21 protein-coding genes are annotated in these 21,809 nt (G+C 71.9%); 10 read left to right on the top strand and 11 right to left on the bottom strand.

From position 1 onward, the window contains the following. From AC559T_RS30450 to AC559T_RS30440, 3 genes are all read left to right on the top strand, one after another. A partial coding sequence (locus tag AC559T_RS30450) for a HAMP domain-containing protein (protein ID WP_498870891.1) occupies positions 1-2,851 on the top strand: 2,851 nt, incomplete at its 5' end. Then, the gene (locus tag AC559T_RS30445; RefSeq protein WP_498870890.1) at positions 2,841-3,653 is read left to right on the top strand and encodes an EthD domain-containing protein; all 813 of its coding nucleotides are present in this window, start codon (positions 2,841-2,843) and stop codon (positions 3,651-3,653) included. The genes AC559T_RS30450 and AC559T_RS30445, both read left to right, overlap by 11 nt. Beyond that, positions 3,650-4,570 (top strand): LLM class flavin-dependent oxidoreductase, encoded by a 921-nt coding sequence (locus AC559T_RS30440; protein WP_131626234.1) that lies wholly within the window; start codon positions 3,650-3,652, stop codon positions 4,568-4,570. Before AC559T_RS30445 ends, AC559T_RS30440 begins: the two co-directional genes overlap by 4 nt. A gap of 40 nt (positions 4,571-4,610) precedes the next feature. Here the strand turns inward: AC559T_RS30440 and AC559T_RS30435 are convergent, their stop codons facing one another. The 5 genes from AC559T_RS30435 to AC559T_RS30415 all read right to left on the bottom strand — a co-directional run bounded on the left by AC559T_RS30435 (position 4,611) and on the right by AC559T_RS30415 (position 10,163). Further along, positions 4,611-5,669: a CobW family GTP-binding protein gene (locus tag AC559T_RS30435; RefSeq protein ID WP_498870892.1), complete on the bottom strand. Its 1,059-nt coding sequence runs from the start codon at positions 5,667-5,669 to the stop codon at positions 4,611-4,613. A 116-nt stretch (positions 5,670-5,785) separates the two neighbouring features. Beyond that, entirely contained in the window at positions 5,786-6,703 is a 918-nt protein-coding gene (locus AC559T_RS30430) for a beta-1,3-glucanase family protein (protein ID WP_498870889.1), read from the bottom strand. Positions 6,704-6,729: 26 nt separating this feature from the next. After that, positions 6,730-8,148 carry a glycoside hydrolase family 18 protein gene (locus AC559T_RS30425; RefSeq protein WP_498870888.1) on the bottom strand — a complete coding sequence of 473 codons (1,419 nt, stop codon included), beginning with the start codon at positions 8,146-8,148 and terminating at the stop codon, positions 6,730-6,732. 93 nt (positions 8,149-8,241) lie between these two features. After that, positions 8,242-9,390 (bottom strand): ATP-binding protein, encoded by a 1,149-nt coding sequence (locus AC559T_RS30420; RefSeq protein ID WP_498870887.1) that lies wholly within the window; start codon positions 9,388-9,390, stop codon positions 8,242-8,244. A gap of 83 nt (positions 9,391-9,473) precedes the next feature. Further along, positions 9,474-10,163, bottom strand: coding sequence for a response regulator transcription factor (locus AC559T_RS30415; RefSeq protein ID WP_020464384.1), 690 nt, complete (start codon positions 10,161-10,163; stop codon positions 9,474-9,476). Between the two features lie 180 nt (positions 10,164-10,343). Here AC559T_RS30415 and AC559T_RS30410 point away from each other — a divergent pair, with 180 nt between their 5' ends. Then, complete coding sequence (locus AC559T_RS30410; RefSeq protein WP_498870886.1) at positions 10,344-10,967, top strand: hypothetical protein; 624 nt, start codon at positions 10,344-10,346, stop codon at positions 10,965-10,967. A 52-nt stretch (positions 10,968-11,019) separates the two neighbouring features. Here AC559T_RS30410 and AC559T_RS30405 read toward each other — a convergent pair whose 3' ends face one another. Then, positions 11,020-11,700 carry an SDR family oxidoreductase gene (locus AC559T_RS30405; RefSeq protein ID WP_498870885.1) on the bottom strand — a complete coding sequence of 227 codons (681 nt, stop codon included), beginning with the start codon at positions 11,698-11,700 and terminating at the stop codon, positions 11,020-11,022. A gap of 66 nt (positions 11,701-11,766) precedes the next feature. Here AC559T_RS30405 and AC559T_RS30400 point away from each other — a divergent pair, with 66 nt between their 5' ends. Then, the gene (locus AC559T_RS30400; RefSeq protein ID WP_498870884.1) at positions 11,767-12,366 is read left to right on the top strand and encodes a MerR family transcriptional regulator; all 600 of its coding nucleotides are present in this window, start codon (positions 11,767-11,769) and stop codon (positions 12,364-12,366) included. A 343-nt stretch (positions 12,367-12,709) separates the two neighbouring features. Here the strand turns inward: AC559T_RS30400 and AC559T_RS30395 are convergent, their stop codons facing one another. Together AC559T_RS30395 and AC559T_RS30390 are read right to left on the bottom strand one after the other, a co-directional pair. Continuing rightward, complete coding sequence (locus AC559T_RS30395) at positions 12,710-12,928, bottom strand: hypothetical protein (RefSeq protein WP_020464378.1); 219 nt, start codon at positions 12,926-12,928, stop codon at positions 12,710-12,712. A gap of 161 nt (positions 12,929-13,089) precedes the next feature. Then, positions 13,090-13,551: a VOC family protein gene (locus AC559T_RS30390; protein ID WP_498870883.1), complete on the bottom strand. Its 462-nt coding sequence runs from the start codon at positions 13,549-13,551 to the stop codon at positions 13,090-13,092. A 168-nt stretch (positions 13,552-13,719) separates the two neighbouring features. Between AC559T_RS30390 and AC559T_RS30385 the strand changes: the two genes are divergently transcribed. The 3 genes from AC559T_RS30385 (at position 13,720) to AC559T_RS30375 (ending at position 16,780) form a co-directional block, all read left to right on the top strand. Beyond that, positions 13,720-14,238, top strand: coding sequence for a hypothetical protein (locus AC559T_RS30385; protein ID WP_498870882.1), 519 nt, complete (start codon positions 13,720-13,722; stop codon positions 14,236-14,238). Positions 14,239-14,606: 368 nt separating this feature from the next. Next, on the top strand, positions 14,607-15,680 hold the full coding sequence (locus AC559T_RS30380; protein ID WP_498870881.1) for a ferredoxin reductase: 1,074 nt from the start codon (positions 14,607-14,609) through the stop codon (positions 15,678-15,680). An 11-nt stretch (positions 15,681-15,691) separates the two neighbouring features. Beyond that, positions 15,692-16,780 (top strand): fatty acid desaturase family protein, encoded by a 1,089-nt coding sequence (locus AC559T_RS30375; protein WP_498870880.1) that lies wholly within the window; start codon positions 15,692-15,694, stop codon positions 16,778-16,780. Between the two features lie 38 nt (positions 16,781-16,818). On the opposite strand, the gene AC559T_RS30370 is transcribed toward AC559T_RS30375, so the two are convergent. Continuing rightward, the gene (locus tag AC559T_RS30370) at positions 16,819-17,403 is read right to left on the bottom strand and encodes a DinB family protein (RefSeq protein WP_498870879.1); all 585 of its coding nucleotides are present in this window, start codon (positions 17,401-17,403) and stop codon (positions 16,819-16,821) included. 518 nt (positions 17,404-17,921) lie between these two features. Here AC559T_RS30370 and AC559T_RS30365 point away from each other — a divergent pair. Continuing rightward, complete coding sequence (locus tag AC559T_RS30365; RefSeq protein ID WP_071065150.1) at positions 17,922-18,206, top strand: hypothetical protein; 285 nt, start codon at positions 17,922-17,924, stop codon at positions 18,204-18,206. A 15-nt stretch (positions 18,207-18,221) separates the two neighbouring features. Here the strand turns inward: AC559T_RS30365 and AC559T_RS30360 are convergent, their stop codons facing one another. After that, positions 18,222-18,653: a GlcG/HbpS family heme-binding protein gene (locus tag AC559T_RS30360; protein ID WP_498870878.1), complete on the bottom strand. Its 432-nt coding sequence runs from the start codon at positions 18,651-18,653 to the stop codon at positions 18,222-18,224. Further along, on the bottom strand, positions 18,650-20,827 hold the full coding sequence (locus AC559T_RS30355; protein ID WP_498870877.1) for a malate synthase G: 2,178 nt from the start codon (positions 20,825-20,827) through the stop codon (positions 18,650-18,652). The genes AC559T_RS30360 and AC559T_RS30355 overlap by 4 nt, the downstream gene beginning before the upstream one ends. 71 nt (positions 20,828-20,898) lie before the next feature. On the opposite strand from AC559T_RS30355, the gene AC559T_RS30350 reads away from it, so the two are divergent. Then, positions 20,899-21,765, top strand: coding sequence for an IclR family transcriptional regulator (locus AC559T_RS30350; protein ID WP_498870876.1), 867 nt, complete (start codon positions 20,899-20,901; stop codon positions 21,763-21,765). Positions 21,766-21,809 lie beyond the last annotated feature (44 nt).

Genomic DNA, 21,809 nt, shown 5'->3' with positions numbered 1-21,809 from the left:
CCGGGTGGCCCGCGAGGTCGGCACCCAGGGCAATCTCGGCGGCCAGGCCAACGTCCGCGGTGTGTCGGGGACCTGGAAGGACCTGACCGACAACGTGAACGTGATGGCCTCGAACCTGACCGCCCAGGTGCGCTCCATCGCCCAGGTGGCCACCGGCGTCGCCCGGGGTGATCTCTCGCAGAAGATCACGGTGGAGGCGAAGGGTGAGGTCGCGGCGCTCGCCTCCACCATCAACACCATGGTCGACACCCTCGGCGCCTTCGCGGACGAGGTCACCCGGGTCGCCCGCGAGGTCGGCACCGACGGCCGCCTCGGCGGCCAGGCGAGCGTCAAGGGCGTCTCCGGCACCTGGAAGGACCTGACCGACAACGTCAACTTCATGGCGAACAACCTCACCAGCCAGGTGCGCAACATCGCCCAGGTCACCACGGCCGTCGCCCGCGGTGACCTGACCAGGAAGATCGACGTCGACGCCCGCGGTGAGATCCTCGAACTGAAAACGACCATCAATACGATGGTGGACCAGCTCTCCTCGTTCGCGGACGAGGTCACCCGGGTCGCCCGCGAGGTCGGCACCGACGGCCGCCTCGGCGGCCAGGCGGAGGTCGAGGGACTCTCCGGCACCTGGAAGCGCCTGACCGAGAACGTCAACGAGCTCGCCGGGAACCTCACCCGCCAGGTCCGGGCCATCGCCGCCGTCACCAGCGCGGTCGCCACCGGCGACCTGACCAGGTCGATCACGGTCGACGCACAGGGCGAGGTCGCCGAGCTCAAGGACAACATCAACGCGATGGTCCGCTCCCTGCGCGAGACCACCCGCGCCAACCACGAACAGGACTGGCTGAAGACCAGCCTCGCCCACATCGCCGGACTCATGCAGGGCCACCGCGAGCTGGAGACCGTCGCGCAGCTGGTCATCGACGAGCTGACCCCGATGCTCGACGCGCAGCACGGCACCTTCTTCCTCGCCGACGCCGGCGTGGACGCCCCGGCGCTCACCCTCATCGCGAGCTACGGGTACCGGCCCACCCCCGACATGCCGCGCAGGTTCGAGTTCGGCCAGTCGCTCGTCGGGCAGGCGGCGCGGACGAAACGGTCCATCGTGGCCCGCACCCCCGCCGACTACCTGAAGATCGCCTCCAGCCTCGGCGAGGCGACCCCGGTGACGCTGATCGTGCTGCCGATCCTGTTCGAGGACCAGGTGCTCGGCGTCGTCGAGCTCGCCTCCTTCACCCCGTTCACCCAGGTCCACCTCGACCTGCTGAACCAGCTGACGGAGACGATCGGCGTCAACGTCAACACGATCATCGCGAACTCGCGGACGGACGCGCTGCTCGAGGAGTCCCAGCGGCTCGCGGGCGAGCTGCAGGCCCGGTCCGAGGAGCTGCAGTCCCGCCAGGAAGACCTCCAGCTCTCCAACGCGGAGCTGGAGGAGAAGGCCACCCTGCTGGCCAGACAGAACCACGACATCGAGGTCAAGAACGCCGAGATCGAACGGGCCCGCCAGGAGCTGGAGGAACGCGCCCGGCAGCTGGCGCTCGCCTCCAAGTACAAGTCCGAGTTCCTGGCGAACATGTCGCACGAGCTGCGCACACCACTGAACAGCCTGCTGATTCTCGCCCGCCTGCTGGCGCAGAACCCGAGCCGCAACCTCACCGCCAAGCAGGTGGAGTACGCCCACGTCATCCACACCGCCGGCTCGGATCTCCTTCAGCTGATCAACGATATTCTCGACCTCTCCAAGGTCGAGGCCGGGAAGATGGACATCCACCTGGAACGGGTCGTTCTGCGTGATCTCGCCGAGGACATGAAGAGCACCTTCTCGCCGATCACCGCGGAGAAGGGCCTGCGGTTCACCGTGGATCTCGCCCCCGGCATACCGGCCGATCTCCTCACCGATCAGCACCGCCTCGCGCAGGTGCTGCGCAACCTGCTCTCCAACGCGGTGAAGTTCACCGAGCGCGGCAGCGTCGAACTCGCCATCGTCACCACCCCGGGCGGCGACCCGTCACCGGCCACCCCCGGCGTCACCTTCAAGGTCACCGATACCGGCGTCGGTATCGCCGAGGAGAACCTCGAACGCATCTTCGGGGCGTTCCAGCAGGGCGACGGCACCACCAGCCGCCGCTACGGCGGCACCGGCCTCGGCCTGTCCATCTGCCGTGAGGTCGCCGCCCTCCTCGGCGGCGAGATCGAGGCCCGCAGCGAGTTCGGCAGGGGCAGCACCTTCAGCCTGCGGCTGCCGCTGGCTCCCCCGCCGCCGACTGAGCCCGAGATGGTTCCTCGGCCCCGCCGCACGCAGGCCCTGAGCGACACCGAGCCTTCGTCAGGCGACCCGCGCCCCGTCGGCGCGCCGTCCGCCCTCGCCGCCCCCGCGTCGCCCGCGGACGACCGGCGTCCGCCGCGGCAGGCGGCCTACAACAACGACCAGCTGACCGGGCGCACGGTGCTGGTGGTGGATGACGACGTGCGCAACGTCTTCGCCATCACCAGCATCCTCGAGCTCTACGGGCTGAACGTGATCCACGCCGAGAACGGTCGCCGGGGCATCGAGATGCTGCAGTCCGATCCGAGCATCGACCTGGTCCTGATGGACATCATGATGCCCGAGATGGACGGCTACACGACCATGACCGCGATCCGCACCATGCCGCGGATCGCGGATCTGCCGATCATCGCCGTCACCGCGAAGGCCATGCCCGACGACCGGCAGAAGTGCCTCGACGCCGGCGCGACCGACTACATCACCAAGCCCGTCGACGTCGACGAGCTCCTCGCCTGCATCCGAACGAGGCTGGTCACCGGTTCGGGCGTCGGCGGGCGGCGGGCAGGAGGGCTGGGTGCCGGGTGAAGTGGTCGATCCCGCGGCTCGGTTGGCCAGCTATAGGAGAGTAATGATCAAGCGGATATTACTGGTCACCCGGGGGTGCGCACCGGACGACTTCGTGCCCGCCTGGCGCGCCGCCATGGGTGCCGCCGCGGCCGCACCGCCGGACGTCCGGCCCTCCCGGGTAACCGCGGGAATCGTGCTGGACGAGGTCACGCCCGAACCGCGTCATCACGCCGTCGGCCAGGAGTGGTTCGACGACGAGGAGCACCTGAAGCGGTTCGAGTCATGGCTGGCGTCACCGGAGGGCGCAGTGGTCGACGAACTGCTCGGCCGCGCGGTTGAACGGGATGCCAGCGGAATTGTGGTGGCCAGCGAGCACGTGATGCGCGGTGAGGAATGGCTTTCGCGGCGGTGGCGGGACGGTGGTGAGAGCCTGAAGCACATGGCTCTCGCGACGCGCGCGGCGGGCCTCACCCAGGCGGAGTTCTTCGACCGTTGGCGGAATCGCGCGGGCCTGGTCGGGGCGGTGCCGATTCCCCCGGTGGCCCGCGGGCAGGCATATATGCAGAACCATCCGTTGCCGCGGGACGTGGGCGACTGGCCGTACGACGCCGTGAACGAGGTCTATTTCGACAATCTCGACGACCTGCGCGCGCGGATCGCGTGGTTCGCGGAGAACCTTGCCGGGAACGAGGACGACCTGGTCCGGGAGTCCTGGTTCGTCGCGGTCCGCGAGGAGGTCCTGTGGCCCGATCCGCCGCGTAGCCCGGCCCTCGGCTCGCCCACTCCCACCGCTGCTCGGCAACGGCCGGTGAGCCGGTGACGACCACCGGCCCGGCGGTGGGGCTGATGCTTCCCACGGTGGCGAACCCGGGCACGGGCGCGGTCGACACCGCGCGGGTGGTCGAGGCGGCCCGGCGGGCGGAGGCGGCCGGTTTCGACGGCGTCTACATCGGCGACCACCTGCTGCACCCGCATCCGATGCTGGAGTCGGTCGTCACCCTTTCCGTCGTGGCGGCGCGGACCGAGCGGGTCTCGTTCGGGCCGTGCGTGATGCTCATGGGCCTGCGGAATCCCGTGGCCCTGGCGAAACAGCTCGGAACACTGGCGGCGTTCGCTCCGGGCCGCCTGCGCGTCGGAGTCGGCGTAGGGGGCGAATACCCCGGCGAGTTCGAGGTGGCGGGTGTCGCGCTGCCGGAGCGCGGACGTCGCATGGAGTCGGTTCTCGGCCAGGTGCAGTCGCTGCTGAGATCGGGCGCGCAGCGTCCGGACGTGACAATCGCGCCGGGCGCGCCGGACGTCCCGTTCCTTCTCGCGGGCTGGAAAGAGGTGTCGCTGCGTCGGGCGGCGACGTACGGAGACGGCTGGATCGGTTATCTCCTCGCCCCCGACAGCTTCGCGCGGCGCCGGGCCTTTCTGCTCGAGCATCGGGAGAAGCTGGGGCGGGTCGAGGTCCCTTTCACGACTGGAATGCTCGTCCCGGTACACGTGGATCCGTCGGGTGGTGCCGCCGTGAGCGCCGCGGCCGCGTGGGCGAAGATCACCGACTCCGAGGCCGGGTTCCCGGCGCGGCTGTTCGCCGCCGGTCGGCCGGGCGAGGTTGTCGAGCAGCTGCACCGCTACTGGGCGGCCGGCTGCACCGAGCTCGTCCTGGCGCCGGCCGATCAGGGCGAGGGCTACCTCGAGCAGGTGAGCATGCTGGCTGGGGAGGTACTTCCACAGGTGAAGGCCTTCTCATAGGACGCCCTGGGACATCCCAGGGAGCGGCCCGCCCAGGTGCTCAGGTGCTCAGGCGCCGGTAGCGGGCGAGGCGGCGGACCCCGTCCGCGGCGGGGCGACCAGGGCACGGCTGGAGGGCCGCCTCGAGACGGGCGCGGACGGCGGCCTGGTCGAGACGCATGCCGATCGCGACCAGACCGCTGGCATCGTCCGCCGCGGGCCTGACAGCGCCGGGCCTGACAGCGCCGGGCCTGGTCGCGACATTGATCTCCCGTCCGACGACGTTGACCACATAGCCGCGCGGTCCCCGCGCCGTCTCCACGGTCACGGTGCCCTTGAGCCGGTAGACGTTCGCGGGGGGATCCTCGAGCAGGTCGACCAGCGGGCCGGGATCGATCGGACCGGCGGCGGGAACGGTCACCGCGTCGACCCGCGGGTGCGGGTCGTGACCGTCCTCGTGGTCGTGGTCGTGCCGGGCCAGGGCCGCGAGCGGGAGCTCGTCGACCGGGTCGTACGGGTTCGCGGCGTCGAACACGAGCACCGGGTCGACGCGGCCGTGCGTCGTGTCGACGACGTGGGCGTGCGGGTTGCTCTCGCGCACCCGGCCGGTGATCCGCGCCAACGTCTCGGCACGCCGCGCCGGCGGGATCCGGTCGGTCTTGTTGATGACGACGAGCGAGGCGGACGCGAACCGGGCCGGCGGCAGCCCGCCCGTGTCGACGGTGTCGAAGTAGGCGGGGGCGTCGATCACGTCGACGAGACCGCCGGGGCGCACGCGGTCCACACCGCTGAACCGGATGAGCCTGGCCAGCGCCGGCGGGTCGGCGACGCCGCTGGCCTCCACGATCACCGCGTCCAGCCGCAGCCGGGGATGGCTCAGCTTCTCCAGCGCCTGGTCCAGGCCGTCCGTGTCCGGCAGGCAGCACAGGCAGCCGCCCGCGATCGAGGCCGGCTGGTCCACCTGACCGGAGACCAGCGCGGCGTCCACGTTGATCGCCCCGAAGTCGTTGACCACGACCCCAAGGCGTGCCCCAGGGGCCTGGAGCAGGTGGTTGAGCACCGTCGTCTTGCCGGCACCCAGGTATCCGGTCAGCGCGATCACGGGCACCCGCACGACCATTCCCACCCGCCTCCTCCCGCGCCGCGGCCAGCCATCCGTATCGACTGGTCCCACGGATTTCCGGACTCAGGCTACGAGGACCGTCCACCCGGGCTGCCGGCGACGGCCGTCGGCGGTCAGAAGGGCGTGAGCCACAGGGTGGCGGACGTCGGCGCGGTGTCCTGGATGTAGGAGGCGAAGCCGGCGACGTCGTCGAAGGCGAATCCGTACGCTCGGCCGTCCGCGCTGTGCTCGTGCAGGACCCGGGCGTAGTGGTTGGTCGTCGGGTCGCGGTAGAAGCCCGCGGGTTCGGTCGCCGGCTGGGCTGGCTGGGTGAGCAGCGTCGAACGGTTGAAGCCGGCTCCCAGTACGGCGGCCACCGGCCCGGTGACGCCGTCGTTCGGCGCCGCGAGCGCGCCGTCGCAGAACAGGACGTCGCGGGTGCTCGGCCGGACGAACGGCGCGACCCCGCCGTCGAAGCGCAGCAGGCCGCCGTTCACCGTGCCGACCCGGGTGCCCGTCCCGACGTCCACCGTGAGCTGGCGCGACGTGTACTGGTTCCACACCGCGTCGATGTAGCCGTCGAAGTAGGTGGCGGGGAAGATGCCGGCCTCCAGGCCGTGGCCCGGCGCGATCACCCGGGTGCCCTCCCCGCCGGCGTCGTCGACGACCAGCGGGGCGAACACCGGGTGTGCCCGCATCGCGTCGAAGACGGCGGCCCGGCCGCCCGGCGCCAGCCGTCCGGTCGTCTGGTCGGCGCTGCCGCGCAGCCCGATGGCCATCGGCACGCTGAACATGTCGACCGCCGTGGTGTTGCAGAACATGCCGGCGTCGTTGTGGGTGAACTCGACGAAGTCGTGCACCACGCCGAAGCTGGGGTCGGCGCGCACCCAGCCGGCCGGGTGCTGGAGCGCCGCGTTGCCCGCGCCGGCAGCGAGCGCGGCGTGCTCCCGGCTGCCGGCGGCGGCCCACGCGGCGCCTCCGGCGGTACCCGCGACGGCGGCGGAGGCCGCCAACAGGAACGTGCGGCGGTTCGGCATGGCGGTCCCCTTCACTGGGCGGCTTCTCACCGGGCGGCTTCTCACTGGGCGGCGTTGAAGGCGCGGGTGAAATCGAACGGCTGCGCCTCGATGCCGCCGCAGGTCGGCTGCGCGTACGGCACCGGCCCGCCGGGGCAGGGCTGGTCGCGGGTCAGCGACCACATCGACAGCCAGGCGAGGTCGATCTGGGACGCGAACCGCACCAGCTGCCGCGCGTCGGCCAGGGTGAACACCTCGCTGGCGACGTCGTTCACACCGATCATCGGGGTGACGGCCACCCGCCCCCACGCCTGCGCGTCGGACAGCTCGAACACGCCCTTGACCTGGGCCTGGGTCGCGGTGGCGGCGTCGATGGCGTACTGGCCCATCCGGCCCGCCGGGTTCGGCGCGGCGCCGTCGCCGTAGTCCATCGCCATGATGTTGACGGCGTTCACCGTCACGCCGTTCTCCCGGGCGTTGGCCAGCAGGTCCACGCCGGCCTGGGTCAGGCCGGACGGCAGCACCGGCAGCGTGAACGAGACCTCCAGCGGCCGGCCCCCGGCCGCGGCCTCCTGCTGAAGCCGGGCGATCGCCTGGGCGCGCCGGGTGTTCGCGGCGGCGTCCGGCAATGCGCCGCCCTCGACGTCGAAGTCGAGGCGGGTCACCCCGTAGACGTCGACCACCTTGCGGTACGCGGCCGCGAGGTCGCCCGCGCTGCCGCAGGCACTGGCGAGCTCGGTGCCGGACGCCCCGCCGAACGACACCCGGACGTCGCCGCCCAGCTCACGGAACCGGCCGATCTGGCCGGGCACGCCGTCCATGGTGAGGTCGCTGACCCCGCCCCACTTCGGCGTACAGCCGCCTCCACCGGCCACGACGAAGGCCAGCGTGACGTCACGCAGGCCGGCGGTCCGCGCCGCCGCGACCAGGTCGAACGGCGGGTACAGCGAGGTGTCGACGTACGGCGCGAACCCGCCGGAGCCGCCGGAGCCGTTCGACGGCGGTGCCGATGGGGACGGCGGTGCCGGCGGCGCGGTGGTCGAAACGGGCGGCGTGGTCGGCATGCTCGGGGTGCTCGGGGTGCTCGTCGGAGCGCCGCCCGGAGCGGCGATGACGAAGCCGACGTCGACCGACTCCCGTGGCGCGAGTGTGGTCTGCCAGGCCGGCGGGGTGACGGTCACGTGCCGGCCGTCCACCTGGTAGGCGGCGTTCCACAGCGAGGTGAGGGTCGCGCCGTCCGGCAGGTCGAACTCGAGAGTGAAGCCGTCCGGCGAGTCCGCGGAGTTGGTGACCTGATACTGGGCGGAGTAGCCGGTGCCCCAGTCGCTGGTGCGGCTGTACGCGGCGTCGAGGCCGGCGGCGTCCGCTGTGCCGGGCACCACCACGGCCAGGCCGACCGCACCGCCAAGGGTGAGCAGGGCCGCGGTACCCGAAATGATCTGACGACGACGGCGTCGGTGCCGACCTCGCAAAGACGACATGGCGTACATACCTCCCGCAATGGCGAATTGCGGCAGGACGCTAGTTGCGGGCGCGCCGCCGACCGGCCCTGCTGAGGCAGCGCAGAAACGCTCTTAAGACCCGCTTAGGGATGCACCCCGATTGCGGGCCCGGAAGCCACGGCGGTGGCGCAGGCGGCGTCCACGGCCGTCCGGCGGGCGGGTGGACGACGTGCGCAGGCGCATCCGCACCTCGGCGCCACCGAGCTGGGACCGGCCGATCGTCAGCTCACCGCCGGTCGACTCGGCCACCCGCCGGGCGATGTCCAGCCCCAGCCCGGTCGAGCCCGCGCCCCCGGCCCCGCCGCCCCGGCGCAGCGCCGCCGCGGGGTCGACGACCCCCGGGCCGGCGTCGAGCACGCGCACCCAGACGGCGTGGTCGGTCAGCCGCAGCTCGACCGCGAACGCCACACCCTCGGCGGTGTGCCGGAACACGTTGCCGAGCAACGCGTCCAGCGCGGTCGCCAGCTCGGCGTGCGCCACCGGCACCGGCGCCGGCCGATCGACGCCGGACACCGCCCACCCGCGCCCCTGGTCCTCGGCCAGCGCGGACCAGAAGTCGGCGCGGTCGCGCACGACGTCGGCCGCGTCGCAGCGCTGCGCCGCCACCTGCTCGTCACCGAGCGCCCGGGCGGTCAGGTCACCCGAGCCCAGTTCCCGGGCGGCGCCGGCGAGCCCGCGCGCCGACCGCACGATGCGGGTGCCCAGCCGGTCCGCGACCAGCACCGAGGCCAGCACCAGCGCCGCGGCGACACCCCCGAGGACCAGGCACGCCCTCGCCACGCCCCGGCCGAGCTCGGCCTCGGGCACGAACACCTCGATCACCGCGATCCGCGCGTCGGCGACCGCGACCGGCCGCAGCAGGACGGATCCGCCCGGCACCGCCACCACCGAGGAACTACCGGCACCCGCCACCGCGGCCAGCTCCGCCGCCCCGGCCCGCGACCGCCCGACGGCAACCAGCGCCGAAGGCTGGGCGGGTGCCGGCACGTGCACCGCGACCAGTCCTTCCGCCCCGCCGCGCGTGCTGGCGAGGGCCCGGCCCAGCGCCGCCTGGTCAGTGGTGATCGCCAGCGCCGGCCCGAGCTCGGCGGCCTGGCGCTCGGCGTCGGTGAACGCCCGGTCGTGCGCCGTCCGCTGGACCGTCAGCACCAGCGGGACGAGGAAGGCCAGCGCCACCATCGTGGTCACCGCGATCGACACCTTGGCGAGCGCCCACCTCATCGCGCTCTCACCCGTGCCCTCACCGTGCCCTCATCTCGCCCTCGCCTGGCCATTGCCGAGCCCGCATCGTGCCGTCGGCCGACTCACGGCCGAGGCGCCTCGAGCTTGACTCCGACGCCACGCACCGTGTGGAGGTACTTCGGCCGGGCGGCGGTCTCCCCGAGCTTGCGGCGCAGCCACGACAGATGGACGTCGATCGTCTGGTCGCCGCCGTACGCCTGCTGCCACACGGCGGCCAGCAGCTCCCGGCGCGGCACCACGTCGCCGGGGCGGGCGGCCAGGTAGGCCAGCAGGTCGAACTCGCGCCGGGTGAGGTCGAGATCCCGCCCGTCCAGCACCGCCGTGCGTTGCCGGGGGTCGACCACCAGCTCACCCACCCGGAACGCCGGTACCCGGCCGGTGGCGGCGGCCGGACTCGTGCGGCGCAGCACGGCGGTGACGCGCGCGTCGAGATGCTCCGGCGAGAACGGTTTCACCAGGTAGTCGTCGGCACCGCTGTGCAGCAGCCGGACCATCGCCGGCTCGTCCCCGCGGGCCGTCGCGACCACCACCGGGACGTCGCTGACGCCGCGCAGCATCCGCAGTGCGGCCGCGCCGTCCAGATCGGGCAGGCCCAGGTCGAGCACGACGAGGTCGCAGCCGACCTGCGTCACCTCGCGCAGCGCGTCGAGCGCCGCGCCGACGCTGCGCACCGCGTGCCCGGCGCTGGACAGGTGCCGCACCAGCGCGGCACGCACGTACGGGTCGTCCTCGACAACCAGGATCGTCGCCACGCCCGGCTACCCGGTCGCCTGCGGAGTCATCGGCGTGGCTCCTCTCGGGCGGCGGCGGTACGACGTGTCGGTAGCTGACGATGCGTCGGTAGCTGACGACGTGTCGGTAGCTGACGACGTGTCGGTAGCTGACGATGCGTCGATACCTGAACAGGGCGAATGTGGCAATATCGCACCGCTATGGCTTGGACTCTGCTCCGCCTGGCCGCCTGGGTGGTCGCGACCGCGCTGGCCGTCACCCTGTCCTGGTTCGCCGTCAACGGGGTACTCGCGGGCGACACCTTCGCCACGCCGTCGTCAGCCGTCGCCATCGACCCGCCGGACGTCCCGCCGCTCCCGTCGGTCAACCCGCCCCCGGGGCTGTCGCCGTCCGCGACGGTGGCGCCGTCCGGGACGGCGGTGCCCGCTGGGACGGCGGTGCCGTCGGCGACGTCCACCCTGTCGTCGACCGCGCTGCCCAGCGCATCCGCCCCGCCGACGTCGCGACCGCGGGCAACGGCCCTCCCGGACCCGGCCGCAGCGTCGCCGTCAACCGGCCCCGTGGCCGCGCCGCCGCCCGCGGCCCCCGCACCCGCCGCCACAGCCACAGCCACCGCGCAGAGCTACCAGCTTGACGGCGGACGAGTGGTGATCGAGACCACCGACGTCTCGGCCCGCCTGGTGTCCGCGACGCCGGACGTCGGCTGGAAGGTGCAGGCGTGGCAGGCCGAGGGATGGCTGCGGGTCGACTTCAGTCGCGACGGCAGGACGTCCTCGTGCTTCGTCACCTGGAACGGACATCCACCCAGCGTCCAGATCACCTGAACCCCGGCCTGGCCCGCGGCGCCGGGTGCCGCGGGCCAGGCCGGGCGGATGATCAGCCGACGGTCGGCACGGTGCCGCCGTCGACGGTGTGCTCGGCGCCGGTGATGGCGGCCGCACGGTCGGACACGAGGAAGGCAACGAGTTCGGCGACCTCGGTGGGCTGCGTGGGGCGGCCGAGTGGGATGCCGCCGAGGGAATCCATGACCTGCTCCAGCGCCTGCCCGCGGGAGATGGCCAGGCCCTTGCTGTAGGTGGTGAGCGCGGCCTTGGCCGCCGCGTAGCCGAGGGTCGCCTCGTACAGGGGCATTCGCCGTTGGATGGACGACACGTGCACCACCGCCCCGCCGCCGGCGTCGATCATCGCCGGCAGCAGGGCACGATCCAGCCGGACGGCGGCGAGCAGGTTGAGACGCAGCTCGTGGTCCCGGTGCTGGTCGGTGAGGGCGGCGAAACCACCAGGTGGGGCCTGTGATCCGCCGAGGGTGTGCACGACGATGTCCAGCGTGCCGAACCGGTTCCGCACCTGGTCGACGACGGCGGCGACGCCCTCGGCGGTGGTGAGGTCGGCGGGGATGAACAGGTCCGGCCCGGCCTGGCCGGACGGGCGGGTGCGGGCGGTGGCCAGCACGATCGCGCCGGCCTCGCGGAGCCGGTCGGCGATGGCGGCGCCGGTGCCCCTGCTGGCTCCGGTGACCAGCGCGCGGCGGCCGTCGAGCCGGTCACTGATGGTCATGGCGGCCCACCCTGCTCCGATCTGATTCGTCATGCGGCCACCGTCGAGCAGATCCCGTCCGCCCAGGTGATCCACCGGCTGCGGGAGCTGGACATGCCGCTGGCCGACGTCGCCCGGATCCTCGCCAACGAGGACCCGGGCGCGCGGGCCGAGCTGGTCGCCGGACATCTCCAGCTGCTGCGGCCGGACGTCGCGGAGCTGGCGGTACGGCTGCGTTCCGTCCCGGCCCGGACCGTAGCCGCGATCAGCGGCACCGTCGACCACGACGATGTCCTGGCGTGGTACGCCGAGGCGATGACCGAGCTCGACGCGGCCCTGGCCGGGCGCGAACGGCTCGGCCCGCCCGGCGGCTGCTTCGACAACGAGCTGTCCACCGCCGGCCGTGGCACGGTTCTGGTCTACCGGCCGTCCGCCGACCCACCGGCGCGGGGCCGCGTCACCCCGCGGACCCTGCCGGCCGTCGAGCTGGCCACCGCCGTCCACCACGGCGCCCACGACGACATCGACGTCACCTACGGTCGGCTCGGCGCCTGGGTGGTCGACCACGCCCTCGCCGTCGACGGCCCCGTCCACGAGACCTACCTGACCGGCCCACGCGACGATCCCGCGCCGCGGTCCTGGCGCACCGAGATCGGCTGGCCCATCTTCCGCCTCACGCCGTCCTGACCACGACGGGATGTCCGCCCGCGGCCCGGGCCGGTCAGATCCCGGTCTGCTCAGGCCCCGTCGGCGGCGGCCTGGTCCGCTGCCGACCCGTCCGCCGGGTCAGCGTCCGGCAACGAGTAGGGGATGTACGGCGGGTCGCCCATGGGGTACGCGTCCGTCATGGTGGCTGAGGCGCTTCCGGTCTTGTCCAGAGTTACTGTTGCCTCGCCGGGCCGGAATCCGTGCCAGATGCGCACTGTTCCGGACGGTGGTGTTCCGCGGAACACCAGACCCCCGCGGGCTGCGGTCACCACGAACCATGATTGATCCTGGTGTTCCGTGGAACACCAGAAAGGAGCGGGGCTTACAAGGTGGCGATCTGGCCCAGACCGACGAACGGCAGCGCGACATACCCGTCCGCGGGAATTCCCTGGTCGTGGACGTACTGTTCGAGTGCGTCGAGGTCGACGAACGGTGCCATCACCCCCGCGCCGGGTACCACCAGCGCCCACACCTCCGACGGGATGATCGAACCCCGGATGTTCACCAGCCGTGCCAGCCCGGCCTCGATAGCCGCCGTCATCACACTCGGGCTCACCGTCGCCCCCCGTTCCCGTTGTCGCGCTCGGGCCCCCGTTGTCGTGTTCCGGCCCTCGTCGTCTCTACGGTCATGGTGTGTCGGATCCCCCCGGACTAGTTAGCCCGTAGGGTTCCCCCCGAACGCGGGGCTGCGCGGGATCGCTTTCAGTCCAGGCAGAACTCGTTGCCCTCGGGGTCGGTCATCACGATGTGGCCGGCGCCCATTGGGGGAACGGGTTCGTGGCGGCTTACCCGCGTGGCGCCGAGCGCGACGAGCCGGTCGCACTCGGCCTCCAGCGCCGCCATCCGCTCGTCGCCCTGTAGCCCGGGAGCCGCCCGGACGTCGAGGTGGACGCGGTTCTTGGCGGTCTTGTCCTCCGGCACCTGTTGGAAGAACAGCCGTGGGCCGTGCCCGTCCGGGTCCTCGACGGCCGATCTCGTGTTGCGCTGCTCCGGCGGGACGCCGGCCCGCATGAGGAAGTCGTCCCAGGCGGCCAGCGGGTCGGCGCCCTCGGGCAGGTCGACGCCGGGCGGGCCGGGGTGGACGTAGCCCAGGGCGTCGCGCCAGAAGGACGACAGCGCGCGCGGGTCGTGGGCGTCGAAGGTGACCTGGATGTGGCGGCTCATCGGGCTGCTCCTCTGCTGGCGGGTGGGTGACGACACGGCCTTCCGCCGCCGACATCGTCCCGCACGCGGCTGTGATCGCCCCCGCACACACCCGGCGCCCGTCGGGCTGCCCGGCCCGTCGGTCGGCACGGTGGCTTGAGTCGTTGGCCAGCGGGCAAGCCCGATGGCATGGGAGACGTGACCAACGAACCGGACCCGCGTCTACTCGGTACCTACCTGAACGACCATTTGGCCGGTGCCGGCGCGGGGGTCGATCTCGCGTCCCGGATCGCGCGGGTGCACCAGGGCACTCCCTCCGGCCCCGCGCTCGCGCACGTGGCCGCTGAGATAGCGCGGGATCGGACGGCGCTGCTGCAGATCATGAAGGATCTGGGAGTGCCGCGGCGGCGCACCAAGGCGTTGCTCGGGCGGCTCGCGGAGAAGGTGGGCCGGCTCAAGCTGAACAACCGGCTGCTGCGGCGGTCGCCGATGAGCTCCGTGGTCGAGCTGGAGACGCTGTGGCTCGGTGTGAACGGCAAGTCGCGGCTGTGGCGCTCGTTGGGGGCTGCCGCGGCGGGTGACAACGGGCTCAGCCCGCAACTCCTCGATCACCTGCTCGACCGGGCCCGGCAGCAGGCTGACGATCTCGAGGACCTCCGGATGCAGGCGGTCGAAGAGGTGTTCGGCGCACTGTCCCACCGCATGTGATCGTTCTACCGTGTAGGGCCGTCCAACCACTCGTCCCCGGCTGGTCTCCCGCCTCCCCGGCGGGGCGTTGCTGGTCGCGATCCCCGGTGTGGGTCGCATGGTCCAACTGCGCCGGGTGGCACGCCGTCACCGAAAGGCCGAGAACATCCCGCCGCCACCGTGACCGACGACGAGCGAGAGTTCGGCACGCGGGCCGCCTGGTCGCGGAAGGTGACGCGCGGGTGTAGCGTTTCGAGCGAGCGAGCGAGCGCGCCGGCACCGGCGTGAGGCATCGGTCTGAAAATCGCACCGAGCAAGCTCTCTTCTTGTTCCGTGCTCCCGGCGAGGCCAGCGTCACACCCGAAAATCGGCAATCGGGAGAAAGTAGTGTGACCGTCGGAAGAATCCTGTTGGATGCCGCGGCGTCGTTGACCACGCCACTGCTGCCCGATGATTACCTCGGACTGATTGATCCGCTCTGGTCGCGGCGCGGGTTGCGGGGGCGGGTCGAGGCTGTCCGGCGGGAGGCCGCCGGCGTCGCCACGCTGGTGATCCGTCCCGGCGCGGGCTGGAACGAGCATCGCGCGGGTCAGTACGTCCGGATCGGCGTGAATGTCGACGGCGTGTGGCACTGGCGCCCCTACTCGGTGTCCTCGGCCCCGAGGGATCCCGGCGGTGTCATCTCGATCACGGTCAAGGCCCTCCCGGACGGGAAGCTGTCCGGTCGTCTCGTGGAAGGGGTCCCGCCCGGCGCGATCGTGCGCCTGGAGAAACCACGGGGGTGTTTCGTGCTGCCGCAGGTGCTTCCACCGCGGCTGCTGTTCGTGACCGCTGGCAGCGGCATCACGCCGGTGATGTCGATGCTGCGCGGCCTTGCGCAGGGTGGCGAGATGCCGGACGCGGTCGTCGTGCATTCGGCGCCGACGCGGGACGATGTCATCTTCGGCACCGAGCTACGAGAGCTCGCGGCCCGGTTCCCCACCCTTCGGCTTCACGAGCACCACACCAGGGTGCCCGGCGGGCCCGCCCGGCGTCTCACCATGGCGGCGCTGCCCGCGATCTGCCCGGACTGGGCGGAACGGCCGGCCTGGGTCTGCGGACCCCCAGGGATGCTCGCGGACGCCGAGGCCTGGTGGCGTCGGGCGGGGGTCGCGGACCACCTGAGGGTGGAGCGGTTCCGTCCCGCCGAAGCGCCCGGTGGCGGAACCGGAGGGCGGGTCCGGTTCGCCAGGAGTGGCCGGCAGGTTCAGGCTGGCGGCAACACATCGCTGCTGGCGGTGGGTGAGGACGCCGGCGTTCTCATGCCGAGCGGCTGTCGCATGGGTATCTGCCACAGCTGTCTGGCCCAGCTCACCTCGGGCCGGGTGCGGGACCTGCGCACAGGGCGGGAGCACGGTGCGCAGGGCGAACTCGTCCAGACCTGCGTGTCGGGCGCAGCCGGCGACGTCGAGATCGACCTTTGAAGGGGTGGGCAATGGCCAGGCGGACGGCACTCACCGCGGCCGAGGCCGACGAGTTCGGCCGCGCGCTCGACCAGCTCCGGGAGGAGGTTCTCGCCGGCCGAGGGGAAGGCGATGCCCGGTACATCCGCAGGGTGATCGCCGTTCAGCGGGGCCTGGAGATGGGTGGGCGGGTGGTGCTGTTCGCGTCTCTGCTGCCACCGGCATGGCTGGCGGGCACGACGATGCTCGCGACCGCCAAGATCCTGGAGAACATGGAGATCGGGCACAACGTCCTGCACGGCCAGTGGGACTGGATGTGCGATCCCGAGATCCACTCGACCACCTGGGAATGGGACTCGGCGTCACCCGCCGCGCAGTGGAAACACTCGCACAACTACGTGCACCACACCTACACGAACATCCTCGGCAAGGACCGGGACATCGGATACAGCCTGCTGCGCGTCAAGTCGGAGCAGCGCTGGCACCCCGCGTACCTCGCCCAGCCGCTCTATAATCTCGCGCTCGCGGCGGTCTTCGAATGGGGGATCGCCCTGTACGACACCGAGATCGAGCGGGTCTGGCGGGGGGAGAAAAGCTGGGGCCAGACGTGGGCGCAGCTCCAGGTGTCGCTGCGCAAGGCCGGGCGGCAGGCGGTCAAGGATTACGTGGCATTCCCGCTGCTGGCCGGCCCGGCGTTCCTGCCCGTCCTGTTCGCCAACCTCACCGCGAACGTCACCCGCAACGTCTGGGCACACACGATCATCTTCTGCGGTCACTTCCCGGAGGGAGCGGAGGCCTTCACCGAGGAACAGGTCGAGGGGGAGACCCGCGGCGGGTGGTACGCGCGGCAGGTGCTGGGCTCAGCCAACATCGACGGCCCGGCACTCCTGCACCTGATGAGTGGGAACCTGAGTTTCCAGATCGAGCACCACCTGTTCCCCGATCTACCCAGCAACCGGTACGCACAGCTCGCCCCGCAGGTACGCGCCCTCTGCGAACGCTTCGGCCTCCCGTACACCACCGGAGGACTGCTGCGACAGACGGCCAACGTGTGGAAGCGCGTCATCCGGCTCTCGCTCCCCGGACCCGCCCCGGCGGTGGCCGACTCCGCCACGTCGTAGCCGACGCCGGTGCTCGCCGGGGCCGTTCCATGATCCGGTTACGGGGCCGGCGGACGGGCGGGTTCCGTGCGCAGATAAAGGTCGCGCAGCAGGCAGACCTCGGCCAGATGGTGGATCAGCTCGCGGTGGATGTGCAACACCAGATCGGCCATGGGCGCCTCGGGGAAGGGTTCCTTCGCGCCGACCGGGACCCGCAGCCCGGCCTCGCCGAGGCCGCGCACCCCGGCGAGCCAGACGTCGAGCTGGGCGTCGAGCTGGTCGAGCGCGGTGGCCGCGCTGCCCGCGTACTCCCAGGTGTCGTACGACGCCGCCGGCGCGCCGAAGTGCGCCGCGTTGCGCGCGGCGAGCACGCCGACGATGACGTGACCGAGCCGCCAGGCGATCGTGGCGAAGGCCGCGGGGACCGGGTTGGGCCAGGCGAAGTCAATCGTGAAGCGCCCGGCGCCACCCTGCACGGGCGCCGTCGAGGTGCCGCGCGGTCGCACGCTCCAGGCGTCCGGTACCGGCGACCAGAAGTACTCGTCGTCGGTGAGGCCGTTGAGTCGGGGCCGGAGCTGATGGTTCCAGTGGAACTCCCACTGCTCGCGCAGCGACCGGTTCCAGTCGAGTTTGTCTGCGTCCATGTCACTCACCCTGACACGCCTTGCGGACAGGATCGGTCCGCGATCCATGTCAGGGTGAGTGACGCGCCGACAGGGAGATCGAGGGGGCGGGAGAGTCAGAGGAGTTCGATGGCGACGTCGTACTCGCCGATGACGACATCCTTCATGATCTCTTTCCTTTCCTCGCCTCGTGTCGCGTCCGGGCGGGCTCCGTGTCGGGGTGGTCGCTCTACGCGGTTTCGTGATCTGGCCGGGAAATTCTGAAGGTAATCAAGCTGCGAGTCGGATTGATGTTTCTTGTTTTGATGCGCTGACACGAGTTTCCAGGATCGATATCTGGTCGACGTGGGCCTTCGATCGGGTGGGCCCATGAGGTGGTGCCACCGGAAGGCAACGGTGGCGGTCGGCCCCGGGGGTGGGCGGATTCCTTGCTAGAGTCGGCTCATGGTGCTGGCTGAGCGCTTTCCCGAGGCCGCTGAGGGCTGTTCCGGCAGTCTTGTCGTGACCAGTTCCGGCGGGCGTCGCGGAAGGGAGTTCCGGTGAGCGGGAAGGTCGACTGGCTCGTCTGCAAGGTGGGCTGCATTGAATGCGGCATGATAGAGGACCCTGCGCTGCTGATTATCGGAGTTTATGCGGACGAACAGCAGGCCGTTTCCGTCGCGCGCGACGCCGCCCACACAATCGCACAGCGCTGGGGGATGACCAACCCCGAGGAGCCGTACCGGGTGAACGCGGCCCAGATGCTGGGCTCGGGGATGGGCGCCGGCTGGATGTGGACGCCCGCGGACCACGAGCAGGTCTACGCGGTGCGGGTCTCGTCCTGACCGGCCGGCGGCTCCTCAGCCGGTCTGCGGGCTGAGCCCGACCGCCTCGATGCCGGCGACGGCGGCCAGCTCGTCATTGTCCGACGTGTCGCCGGAGACGCCGACCGCGCCCACCAGCTCGCCGTCGGCGGAACGCACGAGCACCCCGCCCGGCACCGGCACCAGGGCGCCGCCGATGGCGGACGTCGCGGCCGCGATGAAGTACGGCTGCTGTTCGGCGCGGGCCATGAGCGCCCGGCTGCCGAGGCCGAGGGCCACCGCGCCGTGCGCCTTGCCGAAGGCGATCTCGAACCGCTTCGTCGACGCGCCGTCCTCGCGCTCGACGGCGACGACGTGGCCGCCCGCGTCCAACACGACCACGGTGAGCGGATTGAGGTCGTGCTTACGCCCCGCCTCCCGGGCCGCGGCGACGATCTGCCGGGCCACATCCAGCGGCAGTGCCGTCATGAGCGGACCATCTCCTTGTTCTTCTGGGCGCGCCGGTGCTCGTGCAACAGCGGTTCGGTGTAGCCGTTCGGCTGGTCGGCGCCCTCGAGTAGCAGCGCCCGCGCGGCGGCGAAGGCCAGCTCCTCGAAGGCCGGGGCCATCGGCCGGTACCCCGGCTCGCCGGCGTTCTGCGCGTCGACGAGCGCGGCCATCCGGCGCAGCGACTCCTCGACCTGCTCGCGGGAGACGATGCCGTGCCGCAGCCAGTTGGCCACGTGCTGGGAGGAGATGCGGCAGGTGGCGCGGTCCTCCATCAGGGGTGTGCCGGTCAGGTCGGGCACCTTGGAGCAGCCGATACCGAGCTCGACCCAGCGCACGACGTAGCCGAGCACGCCCTGGACGTTGTTGTCGACCTCGGCGGCGACCTCCTCCGGCGACCAGGCGGCCGCCGGTTCCGCGAGCGGGACGGTGAGCAGCTCCAGCCGGTCGGCCGGGCGGCGGCCGGCCAGCTCGCGCTGCCGGTCCGCCACGGAGACCTCGTGGTAGTGCAGTGCGTGCAACGCCGCGGCGGTGGGCGAGGGCACCCAGGCGCAGGACGCGCCGGCCAGCGGGTGCCCGATCTTCTGCGTCATCATGTCGGCCAGATTGTCCGGCGCGGCCCACATGCCCTTGCCGATCTGCGCCCGCCCGGGGAAACCGAGGGCGAGGCCGGCGTCGACGTTGTTGTCCTCGTAGACGCGGATCCACGTCGCCTCGCGCATGGCGGCCTTGCGGACCATCGGCCCGGCGAGCATCGAGGTGTGGATCTCGTCGCCGGTCCGGTCCAGGAACCCGGTGTTGATGAAGACGACGCGGTCCCGGGCCTCGTACACGCAGCGCCTGAGGTTGACCGAGGTGCGGCGTTCCTCGTCCATGATGCCGAGCTTGATCGTCGCCGGCGGGAGCTGGAGGAGGCGCTCGACGCGGGACATCAGCTCGATGGTGAAGGCGACCTCGTCCGGGCCGTGCATCTTGGGCTTGACCACGTACGCCGAGCCGGTGCGGGAGTTGCCGCCGGCGGTGTCGCCGCGCAGGTCGTGCACGCTGCCCAGGCCGGTGACCAGCGCGTCGAGGATGCCCTCGGGCACCGGCCGGCCGTCGCGGTCGAGCACCGCGTCGGTGGTCATCAGCAGCCCGACCTGGCGGATGAGCAGCATCGACCGGCCGGGCAGGGTGACGGTGCCGCCGTCGGCGGTCGTGTACTCGCGGTCGGCGGCGAGGACCCGGGTGAAGGCGCGGCCGCCCTTGTCCACCTCGGCGGTGAGCCGGCGCTGCATGAGCTGCAGCCAGTTGCGGTAGCCGAGCACCTTGTCCGCGGCGTCGACGGCCGCGACCGAGTCCTCCAGGTCCATGATCGTGGTGACGGCGGCCTCGACGACGACGTCGCTGACGCCCGCGCGGTCGCCCGCCCCGACCGGGTGGTTCCGGTCGACCTGGATCTCGATGTGCAGCCCGTGATGGGTCAGCAGGACGGCCGTCGGCTCGTCGCCCTCGCCGCGGAAGCCGACGAACAGCGCGGGGTCGGCCAGCCGGACGGCGGCCCCGTCGATGGTGACGACGAGCCCGTCGGCGTCGACCGCGTACCGGGTCGCGTCCGCGTGCGAGCCGCTGGCCAGCGGGAAGCTCCGGTCGAGGATCTCCCGGACCCGGGCGATGACCGCGGCGCCGCGGGTCGGGTTGTAGCCGCCGGCGCGCTCCTTGCCGTCCGTCTCGTCGATGACGTCGCTGCCGTACAGGGCGTCGTAGAGCGAGCCCCACCGGGCGTTGGCGGCGTTGACCGCGTACCGCGCGTTGAGCAGCGGCACCACCAGCTGCGGGCCGGCCTGGGTCGCGATCTCGTCGTCCACGCCGTCGGTGGTGATGGTGAACGGCGCGGGCTCGTCGAGCAGGTAGCCGATGGAGGTCAGGAACTCGGCGTAGTCGCTCTGCGCCGGCCGGCCCGGCGTGCGCCGGTGGTAGTCGTCCACAGCCTGCTGGAGCTCGTCGCGCCGCGCGAGCAGCTCCCGGTTGCGCGGGGTCAGCTCGTTGATGATCTCCGCGGCGCCGGCCCAGAACGCGGCCTGGTCGACACCCGACCCGGGCAGCGCCTCCTCGGCGACGAACTGGTGCAGCTCGCTGGCGACGCGCAGTCCGACGACGTCGATGTAGTCAGGCACTAGCCCATCCCGAATTTCGTATGGTGGAATAGCCTTTTCGCTCATCGGACGCTACCGAGGGATGTTGGACGGTGTCAACACAGGCCGCGTCACCGCAGGGTGCGGCAACACAGGCCGCGGCAACACAGGTCGCGTCGCCGGAGGTCGCCTCGCCGGAGGCCGGCCCGCCAGAGGTCGCCTCGTCACAGGGGCCGGCCGTGCCCGGGGTGCAGTCGGTGCACCGCGCGTTGGACCTGCTCGAGATCCTCGCGGCGGCCGGCGGCCGGCTTCCCATGGCCGAGCTCGCGGCGCGCGCGCAGCTGCCGACGCCGACCGTGCACCGGCTGCTGCGCACCATGGTCGAGCGCGGGTACCTGCGGCAGCTGCCCGACCGCAGCTACGCGCTCGGCTTCCGGCTCGTTCCGCTGGGCGCCCGCGCGAACGCGATGGTCGGCGCCAACGCGTCCGGCGTGCTGCACGACCTCGTCGCCGAGCTGGGCGAGACGGCCAACCTGGCCGTGCTCTCCGGCGACCAGGCCGAGTACGTCGCCCAGGCGCCGTCGCGGTACGCGATGCGCATGTTCACCGAGGTCGGGCGGCGGGTCGACCTGCACTCGACCGGCGTGGGCAAGGCGCTGCTCGCACAGCTGGACGACGACGAGGCGCTCGGGATCATCCGCAGCCGCGGGCTGCCGCGGTACACGGCGCACACGGTGGGCACCGAGACGGCGCTGCGCGCGGAGCTGCGCCGCATCCGCGAGCGGGGTTTCGCGCTCGACGAGCAGGAGCAGGAGATCGGCGTGCGCTGCGTGGCCATCGCCCTCGACCCGGCGAGCGCGCCGGGGGTCGCGGTCTCGGTGTCCGGGCCGACGGCGCGGATGACCGACGAGCTGGTCGAGCGGGCGGTCGGGCTGCTGCGGGCGGCGGCGTCCCGGCTGGCCGGAGACCTGCGGGACTGACCCCCACTTCTTGACAGTGGGCCCACAGCGCTGTTCGTATCACG

It is taken from the genome of Frankia sp. Hr75.2 (assembly GCF_949319125.1).
GTDB classification, from domain to species: Bacteria; Actinomycetota; Actinomycetes; order Frankiales; family Frankiaceae; genus Parafrankia; species Parafrankia soli.
Note: the sequence above shows the minus strand (reverse complement) of the source record. Positions and strands in the feature narration are given on the sequence as shown.

Bases quoted from the DNA above. Each gene is read 5' to 3' on its own strand.
- AC559T_RS30360 (WP_498870878.1), bottom strand. From the start codon at position 18,653: ATGACGGCACTGCCGCTGGATGTGGCCCGGCAGATCGTCGCCGCGGCC.
- AC559T_RS30420 (WP_498870887.1), bottom strand. From the start codon at position 9,390: ATGAGGTGGGCGCTCGCCAAGGTGTCGATCGCGGTGACCACGATGGTG.
- AC559T_RS30370 (WP_498870879.1), bottom strand. From the start codon at position 17,403: ATGGACGCAGACAAACTCGACTGGAACCGGTCGCTGCGCGAGCAGTGG.
- AC559T_RS30425 (WP_498870888.1), bottom strand. From the start codon at position 8,148: ATGTCGTCTTTGCGAGGTCGGCACCGACGCCGTCGTCGTCAGATCATT.
- AC559T_RS30375 (WP_498870880.1), top strand. From the start codon at position 15,692: ATGGCCAGGCGGACGGCACTCACCGCGGCCGAGGCCGACGAGTTCGGC.
- AC559T_RS30385 (WP_498870882.1), top strand. From the start codon at position 13,720: ATGGGAGACGTGACCAACGAACCGGACCCGCGTCTACTCGGTACCTAC.
- AC559T_RS30395 (WP_020464378.1), bottom strand. From the start codon at position 12,928: ATGACGGCGGCTATCGAGGCCGGGCTGGCACGGCTGGTGAACATCCGG.
- AC559T_RS30390 (WP_498870883.1), bottom strand. From the start codon at position 13,551: ATGAGCCGCCACATCCAGGTCACCTTCGACGCCCACGACCCGCGCGCG.
- AC559T_RS30435 (WP_498870892.1), bottom strand. From the start codon at position 5,669: ATGGTCGTGCGGGTGCCCGTGATCGCGCTGACCGGATACCTGGGTGCC.
- AC559T_RS30410 (WP_498870886.1), top strand. From the start codon at position 10,344: ATGGCTTGGACTCTGCTCCGCCTGGCCGCCTGGGTGGTCGCGACCGCG.
- AC559T_RS30405 (WP_498870885.1), bottom strand. From the start codon at position 11,700: ATGACCATCAGTGACCGGCTCGACGGCCGCCGCGCGCTGGTCACCGGA.